This window comes from Alkanindiges illinoisensis, assembly GCF_004377485.1.
GTDB classification, from domain to species: Bacteria; Pseudomonadota; Gammaproteobacteria; order Pseudomonadales; family Moraxellaceae; genus Alkanindiges; species Alkanindiges illinoisensis_A.
Window position 1 is genome coordinate 63,142 of sequence record NZ_SNTY01000088.1, and the last position, 13,570, is coordinate 76,711.

Annotated in this window: 12 protein-coding genes; 7 read left to right on the forward strand and 5 right to left on the reverse strand. The window is 45.1% G+C overall.

Going from position 1 to position 13,570, the window contains the following annotated elements; translation table 11 throughout:
* Positions 1-311: 311 nt before the first annotated feature.
* From fis to E2B99_RS14355, 5 genes are all read left to right on the forward strand, one after another.
* Complete coding sequence (gene fis, locus E2B99_RS14335) at positions 312-581, forward strand: DNA-binding transcriptional regulator Fis (RefSeq protein WP_026470630.1); 270 nt, start codon at positions 312-314, stop codon at positions 579-581.
* Positions 582-735: 154 nt separating this feature from the next.
* Positions 736-2,313, forward strand: a complete 1,578-nt coding sequence (gene purH, locus E2B99_RS14340; protein ID WP_134246009.1) for a bifunctional phosphoribosylaminoimidazolecarboxamide formyltransferase/IMP cyclohydrolase — start codon at positions 736-738, stop codon at positions 2,311-2,313.
* 157 nt (positions 2,314-2,470) lie between these two features.
* Entirely contained in the window at positions 2,471-3,763 is a 1,293-nt protein-coding gene (gene purD / locus E2B99_RS14345) for a phosphoribosylamine--glycine ligase (RefSeq protein WP_134246011.1), read from the forward strand.
* 144 nt (positions 3,764-3,907) lie between these two features.
* Positions 3,908-4,231 carry a hypothetical protein gene (locus E2B99_RS14350; protein ID WP_134246013.1) on the forward strand — a complete coding sequence of 108 codons (324 nt, stop codon included), beginning with the start codon at positions 3,908-3,910 and terminating at the stop codon, positions 4,229-4,231.
* A 256-nt stretch (positions 4,232-4,487) separates the two neighbouring features.
* Complete coding sequence (locus E2B99_RS14355) at positions 4,488-5,861, forward strand: ABC1 kinase family protein (RefSeq protein ID WP_134246015.1); 1,374 nt, start codon at positions 4,488-4,490, stop codon at positions 5,859-5,861.
* 89 nt (positions 5,862-5,950) lie between these two features.
* Here E2B99_RS14355 and E2B99_RS14360 read toward each other — a convergent pair whose 3' ends face one another.
* Entirely contained in the window at positions 5,951-7,480 is a 1,530-nt protein-coding gene (locus E2B99_RS14360) for a flavin-containing monooxygenase (protein ID WP_134246017.1), read from the reverse strand.
* 342 nt (positions 7,481-7,822) lie between these two features.
* On the opposite strand from E2B99_RS14360, the gene E2B99_RS14365 reads away from it, so the two are divergent.
* Both E2B99_RS14365 and E2B99_RS14370 read left to right on the forward strand, forming a co-directional pair.
* Positions 7,823-9,124, forward strand: a complete 1,302-nt coding sequence (locus tag E2B99_RS14365; protein WP_240687851.1) for an acyl-CoA dehydrogenase family protein — start codon at positions 7,823-7,825, stop codon at positions 9,122-9,124.
* Positions 9,125-9,152: 28 nt separating this feature from the next.
* A complete protein-coding gene (locus tag E2B99_RS14370; protein WP_134246019.1) occupies positions 9,153-10,355 on the forward strand; it encodes an acyl-CoA dehydrogenase family protein in 1,203 nt (400 codons plus the stop codon).
* A gap of 46 nt (positions 10,356-10,401) precedes the next feature.
* Here the strand turns inward: E2B99_RS14370 and E2B99_RS14375 are convergent, their stop codons facing one another.
* The 4 genes from E2B99_RS14375 to E2B99_RS14390 form a co-directional block, all read right to left on the reverse strand.
* Positions 10,402-11,151: an alpha/beta hydrolase gene (locus tag E2B99_RS14375; RefSeq protein ID WP_134246021.1), complete on the reverse strand. Its 750-nt coding sequence runs from the start codon at positions 11,149-11,151 to the stop codon at positions 10,402-10,404.
* Positions 11,152-11,231: 80 nt separating this feature from the next.
* On the reverse strand, positions 11,232-11,663 hold the full coding sequence (locus E2B99_RS14380) for a 2-amino-4-hydroxy-6-hydroxymethyldihydropteridine diphosphokinase (protein WP_134246023.1): 432 nt from the start codon (positions 11,661-11,663) through the stop codon (positions 11,232-11,234).
* Positions 11,626-12,000: a dihydroneopterin aldolase gene (folB, locus tag E2B99_RS14385; RefSeq protein WP_134246030.1), complete on the reverse strand. Its 375-nt coding sequence runs from the start codon at positions 11,998-12,000 to the stop codon at positions 11,626-11,628. The genes E2B99_RS14380 and folB overlap by 38 nt, the downstream gene beginning before the upstream one ends.
* Positions 12,001-12,171: 171 nt before the next feature.
* The gene (locus E2B99_RS14390; protein WP_134246087.1) at positions 12,172-13,485 is read right to left on the reverse strand and encodes an ABC1 kinase family protein; all 1,314 of its coding nucleotides are present in this window, start codon (positions 13,483-13,485) and stop codon (positions 12,172-12,174) included.
* Positions 13,486-13,570: the final 85 nt, after the last annotated feature.

The following is a 13,570-nucleotide window of genomic DNA, read 5'->3' on the forward strand; positions in this document are numbered from 1 at the left end:
TCTTTCGCAAATAGCGTATTGTATTTTGCAAATTTTTAAGCGTTTAGTCTGACGTATTTTCCTGCTTAACCTTAAGCGGGCAATACAATATTTTTTTGTTGTTTTTGGCTGATTAACATTTAACCAACTTAACTTTGGTTTTGTTGCTTGTTTTTTATTCGCCATGACCTTAAAAATATTATTTTTATGCTTAAAATTTTTGGCAAACCTGCTTGCTCGCTACCTGTGTTAAAGCATTTTCACGCTGATGAATTTTTAACCTGCACAGTTTTACTGTTGCACCGTGTGGTTTCGTTTTTGGATTTTTAACCATGAATAGCAAGTCCCCTATTTTTACTGCTCAGTCTGATGTGGCATTACGTATCCATGTTGATCGTGCAGTACGTCATTATTTTGCACAATTGCAAGGCGAACAGCCTTCTCAAGTGTACGACATGGTCTTGGCTGAAATGGAAAAACCGCTTCTTTCTGTCGTGTTGGAATACACCCGTGGTAATCAAACCCGTGCTGCTGAAATTCTGGGTCTGAACCGTGGTACTTTGCGTAAAAAGCTTAAAACTCATGGTTTGATGAGCGAATAAGCCCTGATATGAACAAGTGCCTGTGACTCCTTCACAGGCATTTTTCTTTAGGTTTTACTTTTAAATGGCCGTGCTTATTTAGCGATATTCAAGTTATCGTTTTTAAGTCACTGCTTTAAAGCTTTTTCTTCAACCTTTTGAATTTTTACGAAATATGACTGTCTCACGCGCTTTAATTTCTGTATCCGATAAAACCGGTATTGTTGAATTTGCCAGAAAGCTTAATGAGCTTGGCATTGAGCTGCTGTCTACGGGTGGCACTTATAAACTATTAAAGGAAAATAATATTCCTGTGGTTGAAGTCTCTGAACACACAGGTTTCCCGGAAATGATGGATGGCCGGGTTAAAACCCTGCACCCCAAAATTCATGGGGGTATTTTAGCGCGTCGGGGGCTGGATGAAGCTGTCATGCAGGAACATGGCATTGCGCCCATTGATCTGGTTATTGTTAACCTGTATCCCTTTGCCCAGACTGTCGCAAAACCGGGCTGCTCACTTGAAGATGCGATTGAAAATATTGATATTGGCGGCCCAACCATGGTGCGTGCTGCTGCTAAAAACCACGCATCTGTAGGTATTGTTGTTAATGCAAGTGATTACAGCACTGTAGTTAGCGAGCTACAGGCTAGTAAAACCCTGTCGCATGCTACCCGTTTTGATCTGGCGGTAAGAGCCTTTGAACATACTGCCCAGTATGACGGCATGATTGCCCAGTATTTAGGTGCGCGCGTTAACAAGCAGGCCGATGAAGCTGCTGACCGCTATGCCCGTACCTTTAACCTGCAACTGGTTAAAGCACAAGACCTGCGCTACGGTGAAAATCCGCATCAAACTGCTGCTTTTTATGTGGAAAGCAATGCAAAAGAGGCTTCTGTTTCTACTGCCAAGCAATTGCAGGGCAAAGAGCTGTCGTATAACAATATTGCTGACACCGATGCCGCGCTGGAATGTGTTAAATCATTTGCCAAGCCAGCCTGTGTGATCGTTAAGCATGCCAACCCATGTGGTGTAGCGGTATCATTGGATGGTATTTCTGCTGCTTATGATCTGGCTTATGCCACTGATCCGGAATCTGCATTTGGCGGGATTATTGCTTTTAACCGCACACTGGATAAAGCCACTGCCAAAGCCATTATTGATCGCCAGTTTGTTGAAGTGATTATTGCGCCAGCCATTGAAGACGGTGTGCTGGAAATTACCGCAGCCAAGCAAAATGTACGTGTACTGGTGTGTGGCGAATTGCCTGCACTTGACCAGCGTGCCAGCCAGCTAGACTTTAAACGTGTGACTGGTGGCTTGCTGGTACAGGATCAGGATTTGGCCATTATTAGTGAAGCTGACTTAAAGGTCGTGACCAAACGTGCACCAACCGAAGCTGAAATCCATGACCTGATTTTTGCCTGGAAAGTGGCCAAGTATGTGAAGTCCAATGCCATTGTGTATGCCAAAGGGCGTCAAACCATTGGTATTGGTGCAGGTCAAATGAGCCGTGTGAATTCTGCCCGTATTGCTGCGATTAAAGCCGAACATGCCGGTTTAAATGTTCAAGATGCAGTCATGGCCTCTGATGCATTTTTCCCGTTCCGTGATGGAATCGATAATGCAGCAGCCGTCGGAATTTCCTGCATTATCCAGCCGGGTGGTTCAATGCGTGATTCTGAAACCATTGCAGCAGCTGATGAGCATGGCATTGCAATGGTATTTACCGGCGTGCGCCATTTCCGTCATTAATTTATAGTCAATCATATTTAAAATCCCTTAAATCCCCCTTCTCAGGGGGGACTTGCCATAAATTCTATGATTTTATTAGAATTTTGATGCTTCTCCCTTTTAAAAAGAGTTTAGCTTTGATACAGCAGGAAGGGATTTAAAGTTAAGGATAAATAAAATGAATATTCTGATTTTAGGCGGTGGTGGACGTGAACATGCTCTGGCATGGAAATCTGCGCAGGACGAACGCGTTAGCCAGATTTTTGTTGCACCGGGCAATGCTGGAACCGCATTTGAAAATAAGTGCAAAAACGTAGATTTAAATATTCTGGACAATGCTGCTATTGTTGAGTTTGCCAAAACCAGCAATGTGGATCTGATTATTGTTGGGCCGGAAGCACCTCTTGTTAACGGTGTAGTTGATGCTTGCCGTGCAGCAAATTTAAAAATCTGGGGGCCAACCCAGTATGCCGCACAGCTGGAAGGCTCCAAATCCTTTGCCAAGCATTTCTTAAAGCGCCACAATATTCCTACCGCATTTTATGATGTGTTTACCGAAGTAGAAACTGCCAAGGCGTTCATTCAAAAACATGGTGCGCCCATTGTCATTAAGGCAGATGGTCTGGCTGCCGGTAAAGGCGTGATTGTTGCAATGACCGAACAGGAAGCCTTTGACGCAGTTGATGACATGCTGGCAGGCAACAAGTTTGGCGATGCGGGTTCCCGCGTGGTGATCGAGCAGTTTCTGGACGGTGAAGAAGCCAGCTTTATCTGCATGATTGATGGCAATAACATTTTGCCAATGGCCACCAGTCAGGACCACAAGCGTATTTTCGAACAGGATCAAGGGCCAAACACTGGCGGTATGGGTGCGTACTCCCCAGCGCCTGTGGTTACACCGGATGTGTTTGAACGAGTCATGACTCAGGTCATGCGTCCAACCGTGGATGGCATGGCAGCAGATGGTCATGTTTACACCGGCTTTTTATATGCCGGCCTGATGATTGACGAGCAAGGCCAGCCGCGTGTGATTGAGTTTAACTGCCGCTTTGGTGATCCTGAAACCCAGCCGATCATGATGCGTTTGCAATCCTCTTTGGTAGAGCTGGTGGAGGCTGGTATTGCTGGTAATTTGCCAAAGGACGCCCAGTGGGATGAGCGCCGTGCCTTAGGAATCGTGCTGGCTGCCAAGGGTTATCCTGGCGATATCCAAACCAATGACGTGATTGCGGGTCTGGATCAGTCACCTGAAGACACCAAGATCTTCCATGCAGGCACCAAGCTGAGTGAAGATGGTCATGTGCTCACCAGCGGTGGCCGTGTCCTGTGTGTGACTGCACTGGGCGATAATGTACTTGAAGCACAGATTGCGGCACTGGAAGTGTGTGGACAGGTTACTTTTGATGGTATGCAGTATCGTAGTGATATTGGTTATCGTGCGATTGAGCGGGAAACAAAAAGCGCTCAATAAAGGCCTGAGCTTAACCCGTATTGTTCATGGTTATACCCGTCTTAAAATCTGTTCATCAATTTTAAGACGGAATAATAAGATATTTGCTTAAAACTATAAGCTTTTTATTAATTTTTTAGGTAGATACTTTGAATTGATACTACTATGATTCTATTAATAATTATCTTCAATGTGCTGTTTTGGGCAACGTTAGCCTGTTTAGTCAAACCGGACTTGCTTGCGAAATATACAGGAAGTGAGCCATTACCCCGATGGATTATTTTAGTTTTATTAATTGTGATTGTGGGTCTCAAACAAGCGATTTTTAAACTTCCTCCAAGCCAACAACAGCAAGCTCAAACTGAAAACTGTGTTGCTGGTCAGTTTGGCAAGATGGATTGCTCTTCTCAGGAATTAGCGAAGCCTTATACTCCCCCGACTGCGCCTGCTGTTCAGGTAAGTACTACTGAACCTGCCGCAACCTATTAATAATATATGTGCTGTAAGCATAAAACTTGCCTAGCATTTTTGTTACAATACCAGAACCGCTTTTGACCTGCTGTGTTAAAAGCGGTTTCTTTTTGCCGTGCTGTTATTGCAAAAAATGGTTAAATCAACTACTTGAAAACACCAAAGCGCTTTAACAGACACTGATTTGTTACTGAAGGGTTCTGCTTCTTTCACTAAAATAACAAGTCTTTTAAATGAGCACTACATCCCATTTTAGTTTGAGGATAACGCAAATATGTCTGATCGTTCAGATAAACTTGACCAGCTTAAAACGTCTGCTTTTGATCGCCGCTTTTCAATTGCCAAAGCCTCGTTTGTTGCTGGAACCCGCTGGGCGACTGCCAATGCCAGCAGCATGTTTGCCAATGAAGAAACCAAAAGTAAAAAACGCAAACAAGCCATGAGCGAACAAGCCAATTATCTAGTACAGGAAATTGGTAAGCTCAAAGGTTCGATTGTTAAAATTGGCCAGATGATGGCGCTGTACGGCGAACATTTTTTGCCAGAAGAAATTACAGAAGCGCTGCATACCTTAAATAATAATACCGTTGCCCTATCCTGGCCTGCCATCAAGACGCAGCTGCGTCATGAACTGGGTGCCAAGCTGGATAATTTAACCATTGACCATGAACCATTAGGCACTGCTTCACTGGCACAGGTACATCGTGCTATTCGCAAATCTGATGGGCTTGAAGTGGTACTAAAAATTCAGTATCCCGGTGTAGCCGAAGCGATTGATTCAGACATGAGCCTGTTCCGCAATATGCTCAAGCTCACCCGTATGGTACCGCAAACCCGTGAATTTGATGAATGGTTTGAAGAAGTGCGGGAGATGATGCACCGCGAAGTCAACTATCACATGGAAGCAGATACCACACGGCGTTTTTATGATCGCTTAAAAGATGATGGCCGTTATATCGTTCCGCAGATTATTGATGAATACTGCACTGACCGTGTGCTGTGCATGACCTTTGAACGTGGCGTCCCTGTCAACAGTCCGGTGATGTTATCGCTGCCGCAAGCACGGCGTGACAAGCTGGGTGAAGCCTCTCTTGAAGTGACCATTCGTGAAATCTTTGAATGGGGCGAAATGCAGACTGATCCTAACTTTGGCAATTATCTGGTACGTCTGGGCAATGGCAAGGAAATCGAAGACAAGATTGTGCTACTGGATTTTGGGGCTATTCGCCAGTTTGACCAGAATTTATTAAATGTAGCACGCGGCCTGATCGTGGCAGGTTATCAGCATGACCTTAATAAAATGGTTGATGCCATGCAGGGTTATAGTTTCTTTGATCAAATGCCTGCCAGCGTTAAACCTGGTATGGCCAAGGTATTCCTGCTGGCGACAGAAAGCTTTAGCTCGCTACAAAACAATCCTGATCTTCCGCCGGGTATTATGGATGCAGATGGCAAATATGACTGGCGCAAGAGCCAGTTGCATGCCCGCGTGATCAAGCAGGCAGGAGAATCCATGGCCTCACGCTATTTTAGTGTGCCCCCCAAGGAATTCATGTTTATTAGTCGCAAGTTTATTGGGGCCTATACCTTTATGACGGTAATCGATGCGCATACCAATATGCGCAAAATGCTGGAAGCACATTTATAAACTTTTGAATATTTATAAAAAAACCGCAGATTGACTGCGGTTTTTTTTATTTTTCTAAGGCTTAAATTTTTCAAAAGCCGCTGAAAAATTTATACCTTGGCCAGCAATCGCTTGATCGGGTTTAGCCGTGGCAGTTTTTTCTCACTGGTGTATTTGGCAGGATCAAAGCTGCGGGTTTTGAGCCAGTACATAAAGGTAAAGCTGGGCCATAAGGTGGTATTGCGTCCGGTTTCATCCAGATACCAGCTATTACAGCCAGATTTCCAGACTGATTTATCACTTTGCTTTTGCATGTCGCGCACAAAGTCGTCTTCGGCTTCCTGCTTTACTTCCAGTGTATTGAGCTTGTGCTTTTTCATGTACTTTAAAGCCTGCGCAATATAGCTGGCCTGCGATTCAATCATAAAAATAATTGAGTTATGGCCAAGACCCGTATTTGGCCCCAGTAGGAAAAACGCATTGGGGAAGTCATAGCTGATAATACCTAGATAGGCATGCATGCCATTTTTCCAGTGGGTTTGAATGCTCTTGCCATGCTTGCCAGTAATATCAAACTGGTTGGCCTGATTGGTTACATCAAAACCGGTGCAGTAAATAATCACATCAACAGGATAATCCTGACCATTTGCCACTACACTGTTTTCAGTAATTTCAGTTACCCCGCCGCCCACCAGATGCACATTGTCCTGATTGAAGGCTGGATAATAACTGTTGGACAGCAGTACCCGTTTACAGCCCATAGTGTAGTTAGGCGTTAACGCTGCACGGGTCTTTTCATCTTTTACCCATTGCAGGTTTTTATAGGCCAGCTTTTGGCCATATTTCATGATGCGTGGATCAATCACAAAACCAGCAGCGCTGGCTTCCAGAATCCAGTAGATCTTGTTGCGATACCACTTGCGCGCCAGAAGGCTCTTCTCGTACTTGTCTTTGGTTTCTTCCTTGAAGGCAAAATCTGCCTTGGGCAATACCCATGCTGGCGTGCGCTGGAATACATACAGTTCGCTGGCTACTTTGGCCATTTCCGGCACAACCTGAATTGCACTTGCCCCTGTCCCAATCACAGCAATGCGTTTGCCCTGTAGATCAACCGAATGATCCCATTTGGCAGAGTGCATGGTCACGCCTTTAAAGTCATGCAGGCCCTTGATGTTGGGATAAGATGGAATATGCAAGGCACCACGCGCTGACACTACAGTACGCGCACGAAATTGCTGGCCGCTGGCTGTGTCTACCTGCCAGGTGCAGTTGTCGTCATTGTAATGCGCACCAGTCACTTCAACATTAAATCGGATATGCGGATACAGCTGATATTTTTGTGCCACATTTTTGGTGTAATCAAAAATCTCTGGCTGTGCAGCAAACGAGCGTGACCAGCGATTTGGCTCAAAGGAATAGCAATACATATGGGAAGGCACATCGCAGGCTGCACCCGGATACACGTTATCACGCCATGTCCCGCCCACGTCATTACCTTTTTCCAGAATAATAAAATCAACACCTGCCTTTTGCAGGGCAATGGCCATGGCCATTCCACTAAAACCAGCGCCGACTATTAATACAGAAGCGTCTAGTCCGGTGGTGCTATTGGCTAAAACTTGGGTCGCAGGCTGACTCATGTAAACATCCTTTTTGCTTTCAATCGCTGGGTAAGTCTTATAAATGACAACGCATATTGTCAAAAACAATTTAATTGTGCAAGTGGGCAGTGTTCGCTTTTCCGTGAATACTGTCAACACACCAGTCACTTTTAAAAATTTTTGTCATTTAGGCCAATTCATAAATATTCCTATAATAATTTTTTTAAAATTTAATATTATTAATCAACATATTAATTTTATAGAAAAGAAATAAAAAAGATAATTTTTAAATTTTAATGCCAGTCATTTCAGCAATGGGGCTTCGGCTTTTTTTGTGTCAGGATTTTAAGCATCCTACAGGTACGAAGGAATATCTGCCGCATGACTACAAATACAACCATGAACAAGGCTCAGGGCTTTGGTCTTAACCTGCTCACCCGTTTTGCCGCCAGTGATCTGATAGATCAGCTAAAAATGCGTAAACTGCTGGAAAAAACCCTGTATCACGGCAGTAAATCCGGTTTTAAATTGCTGGACAGCGCTTCACGCCAGTTTAAACCTGCTTCGGGTACAGGCAAGCAACGCCTGCCTGCCGCTGCCAAAAACCTGTTTGATTTAAGTCTCACCGAAGAGCAGCAAATGATGCGCGATACGGTGCAACGGTTTGCTGCCGATGTATTACGTCCTGCTGCCCATCATGCAGATGATCAGGCCAGTTATCCTGCTGAAATTGCCACACAGGCACAGGAGCTGGGGCTACTGTTTTATGCCCTGCCGGAAAGCTATGGCGGTGTGGCCAGTGAACAATCTGTGGTAAGTAATGTGTTAATTGCAGAAGACCTGGGTCATGGTGACTTTAGTCTGGCAGCCAATATCCTAACGCCATTAAGCGCTGCCAATGCCATTACACGCTGGGGCACCACTGAAATCCAGGAAAAATACCTGCCTGCCTTTGCCGAAGAAACACCGTTAAGGGCCACTTTTGCCATACTGGAAGCAACCCCTGCATTTAATCCCAACGAATTAAAAACCCAGGCACGCCAGACTGAACAAGGTTACCTGATTACCGGTGAAAAAACGCTGGTGATACTTGGCGAACAAGCCGATATTTTTTTAGTAGCCGCCATGCTCAACGGCAAGCCCAATATTTTTGTGGTGGAAAAACATGACAGCATTAGCGTGCGCCAGAACCCGGCCATGGGCTTAAAAGCCTGTCAGACGGTAAACCTGAAATTTGGCAATACCCCTGCTACCCTGCTTAACGATGATGACTTTGACTATCAGGCATTTCTGGATTTGGGTGCCTTAAGCTGGTGTGCGCTGGCTGTTGGCACCTGTCAGGCGGTGAAAGAATATTGCATCAATTATGCCAATGAACGCATTGCCTTTGGTGAACCAATCTCACATCGCCAAAGCGTGGCATTCATGATTGCTGACATGGCGATTGAAATTGATGCCATGCGCATGCTGGTGTGGAATGCAGCCAGTCTTGCTGAAGCTGGCAAGCCATTTCATCGCGAAGCTTACTTGGCACGCCTGTTGTGCAGTGAAAAATCCATGAAAATTGGTAATGATGGGGTTCAGATTATTGGCGGTCATGGCTATACCAAAGAGCATCCGGTAGAACGCTGGTATCGTGATTTACGGGCTACTGCCATTATGCATTCCGGCCTGCATGCCTGATTTACGCCAAGATTAAAGGAACACGACAATGAATTTACAGAATCCCAAAAAGTTCAAGATGATGATGGATCAGGCGCACGAAGTGGCTCTCAATGTGCTGCGTCCGATTTCGCGTAAATATGACAAGGCAGAACATGCTTATCCCAAGGAACTGGATATGCTGGCTTCCCTGCTTGACGGCATGAATGATAGCGGTGGTTCGGAAACTGGCGCTGCTACTGCCGGAAAGCGCGGCGAAACTGAACAGCAAGGCATTCGTAATGGTTCCAATATGTCCACAGCCTTGGGTATTATTGAAATGTGCTATGGTGATACGGGTCTGCTGCTGAGTATGCCAAGGCAAGGGCTGGGAAATTCTGCCATTGCAGCGGTTGCCAATGACGAGCAACTGGAACGCTTTAAAGGCAAGTGGGCTGCCATGGCTATTACTGAGCCGGGTTGTGGTTCAGACTCGGCAGCCATTCGCACCACAGCCGTTAAGGATGGCGATGACTATATTATTAATGGTGAAAAAATTTATGTGACCAGCGGCGAACGTGCTGACTGCGTGGTGGTTTGGGCTACGCTGGACAAAAAACTGGGGCGTGCGGCCATTAAATCCTTTGTGGTCGAAAAAGGTACACCCGGCATGACTGTAGAGCGCCTTGAACATAAACTGGGCATTAAGGCGTCCGATACGGCTGCGATTAGCTTTATTGATTGCCGTGTACCGGCTACCAATCTTTTGGGCAATGCAGAAATTGATGTGGCCAAAGGGTTTGCCGGTGTGATGGAAACCTTTGACAACACACGTCCACTGGTTGCTGCGATGGCTGTGGGTTGTGCCAAAGCGTCGCTGGAACGTATCAAGGAAATTTTCAAGGATCAGCTAGATCCAAATTATGCAACGCCAGTGCTAAATAGCAGCAATATTGCGGCTACTATTTATCGGCTGGAAGCGGAATGGGAAGCTGCCCGTTTGCTTACCATCAAAGCATGTTGGATGGCCGATAACAAAATGCCAAATTCCAAGGAAGCCTCTATTGCCAAAGCCAAGGCTGGGCGGATTGGCAGTGAGATTACCTTAAAATGCGTGGAACTGGCTGCCAGTGTGGGTTATGGCGAAGATGAGTTACTGGAAAAATGGGCGCGTGATTCCAAAATTCTGGATATTTTTGAAGGGACCCAACAGATTCAGCAATTAATTATTGCCCGCCGCGAACTGGGTAAATCTTCCAGTGAATTGAAGTAAGCTGTTTAAGCATGATGCAGTACATTCATTGTGCCGCATCGGCTGATTAGATAGAAGCCAAGAACCCTGCAATATCCCGAAATACCTGCTGATGATCAGCTTCCTGCATCAGCATATGTCCAGAATTGGGATAATTTTTGATTTCCTTGACTGTTGAACCAGCCTGATCAAAAATAATCTTTGCACTTTCCAGATAACAGGCATCGTCCAGCTCCCCTTGTAATACCTGCACAGGACATTCGATACTTGGCAAATGCTGGCCTGTTATTTGCGTAAACTTACTCAATTCTTCCAACATCGAAAAATCCAGCTGGGCAAATTCCGCCAACTCCTGCTCAATTTGAAAGGCCGTTTTTTGCTCAAACTTTTTATACTCTTCAGCATAACTGATCAGGCGACGCTGTAAATCATCAACCGGACGTTTTTGAATCGGAGAACATAAAGTGGTTACACTGGTTAGTGCATACTGCTGGGCCAGTCGCAAGGCAAATACACCACCCATGGAATGGCCTACAATGCTGATTTTTCCATACTGATAACTTTGTAGAAATTCCAGTGCATTGACAGCATCCTGCCACCATAAGTCAACACTGCTATGCACAATGGCTTCAGCACCCATACCATGTCCATGATAAATCGGTGCACAACAGGCAAAGCCACGATTTTTTAGAAATGTGATGAGCTTTTTTAAATCCTGCGGTGTACCAGTGAAACCATGTAATAACAAGATGGCATGCGAATCAGCCGGATGGCTGGTCGGATGAAATATCGGCTTGGGGCGGGCAATTTTAAACATGCAGGAAATAAACTACTGGCAGAGTAGCCAGTCTAGCAATACAAACCTAAGATTCAGTAACTGTCTGGTTAATCAATGAGTTATTGATTAATAATCTGGTAAGGCATTGTCACATCAGCAGAAGGACACTCTGGCCATAATTCAGACAACGGTTTAACCGCATCAAACGGCAAAGGCAAGCGCGATGCGACAGGTTGAAGTAAATTTAAGCTTTCCCCATGTGCCACAATATCCATATCCAGTGGAATATGATGTGACGGACGGATTCGGCCAGCCTGTTTTTCCAGTTGCTTTAAAAATGCATCTAGCTGCTCAAAACTTAAGTGTGTTTGCAGCAGTACAGCCAGATTATAGTAGTCAGCACCTTTACCTTGCCTGCATGGAATCTGGTAAGTTTTTGAGAACTGGCATTTGCCCAGAGTTTCGAGCTGCTGCACTGCATAGCGTGTCCAGTGCTCGCGATTCTGGTTGCTACTAATGGCAAGTGCGAAGACTGTCACGATTGCGCTCAATGCAAATGCCCACGGCTGTAGTATTGGTAATCGCAGTAGGCTTGCGTACTGTGACCTTAATATGCTGAACAGCAGGATACTCAGCCAGTATTTTATCACAAATCAGGACAGCCAGCCGCTCGATCAACTGTGCTTTGGTATCTATAATTAAATCACTGACTAGGTCACAGACGGCCTTATAGTTGACTGCATCCTCAATGTTATCGGTTTGCGCAGCACGGCAAATATCACAGCCTAGTTCCAGGTCAACAATCAGTGGCTGAAAAATCTGGCGCTCCCAATCAAACACACCAATGACTGCATCAACCTGCAAGCCTTCAATAATGACTTTATCCACGTAACCTCATTCGGCGTGACCTTGTAACTGTAGCTATTCTACTTCAGTTTTAATAAAAACAGGCAAAGTCATTGTTTAGGAAAACAAAGAATTCACCTGTACTTTTTTCACCATAAGCTGCTGAATATTCAGCGACTGACTAAGGTTATATGCCTTTTTACTTATACATAATTAATGAATGAGTTTAGAGCTTGGCTCAGCTTCCTGTAGCAGTTGCAGGCGCGAATCACTAAACACGTCCATATAAGGAGTTAGGACACGCATGAAACGGTCAAAGTAAAGCATCTGCTTCATCAGTAAGGCAAAATCACGCGGGAAGTGGATGCCATGACGCTCACCCACACCCACCATATCCAGCATAATGGCATTTAAGTCTGCTACATCGCCTGACATGACTTTTTGCGGATCAGCCAGCAATACACCAGAAAACAGTTTTTCCATGTCCTGAGCCAGACGCTCAACATCAACCTTGGTATGAGTCATGCCCATATTGACCATGTGCTTGGCCATTTCCTGATAATTGGTATGCTGCAAGGCATCCATAAAGCCAATGGTTGCGCCCCATACTTCCGGCTTGAGCTGCCCCACGATACCAAAATCAATAAAACCAATGCGTCCATCTTTTAATAGTAATAAATTGCCTGCATGCAAATCAGCATGGAAACTTTTACACATCATCAGGCTGGCAAACCAGGTATTCATTGCACTGATCAGTACCTGCGCTGGGTCTTTGGCATATTGCTTAACCACTTCAAGGTCGGTAAGTGGCAGGCCGTATAAGCGCTGCATAGTCAGCACACGACGAGTAGATGCCTGATGATAAACCTTTGGTGCAATGGCTTGGGTGTTCTGAGTCGCATCCAGAAATTGCTGGAAATCTTCAATATTTTGCGCTTCAGCTACAAAATCGACTTCCTTCACCATACGGCTGCGGATTTCGTCAACAATTTCAGACAGTGAGGCAAACTTGAGCTTTGGCACCACTTTCTCAAACAGTTTGGTTACGCCATAAACAACATTAAGATCAGTATGCAAAATAGTTTGTACACCCGGTTTTTGCACTTTAATGACTACATCTTCACCCGTCACTAAAGTGGCCGCATGTACCTGTGCAATGGACGCTGATGCCAATGGTGCCTGCTCAATATGCTGAAAAATAGTATTTAGTGGTGTATCGCCAAATTCTTCTTTTAAGGTTTGTTCAATATAGCTATAAGGCAAGGCTGGGGTTTGATCCAGACAGCGCTGGAATTCCTCAACGTATTCGCGTGGAAACAGTGAGGGCGAGCTAGCAATAAACTGCCCCAGCTTGATATAGGTTGCCCCAAGTTGCTCAAAGGTTTCACGCAGCAATTGTGGCGTTGGCGCACCATCGGTTGCATGGCGGATACCTGCACGCAGTACCACACCAGCGGTTTCACCAAGACGGGCAACTGAACGTAAGCTATTGAGTAGCTGTTTTTTAGCTGTGGGGTTTTTAATCATGGAAAGTCCTTCAATTTCAGGCAAAACCATCATAGATTTTGCCATCATGAGAAATAATAATTTGAGTATAAATTATCGGTTGTTA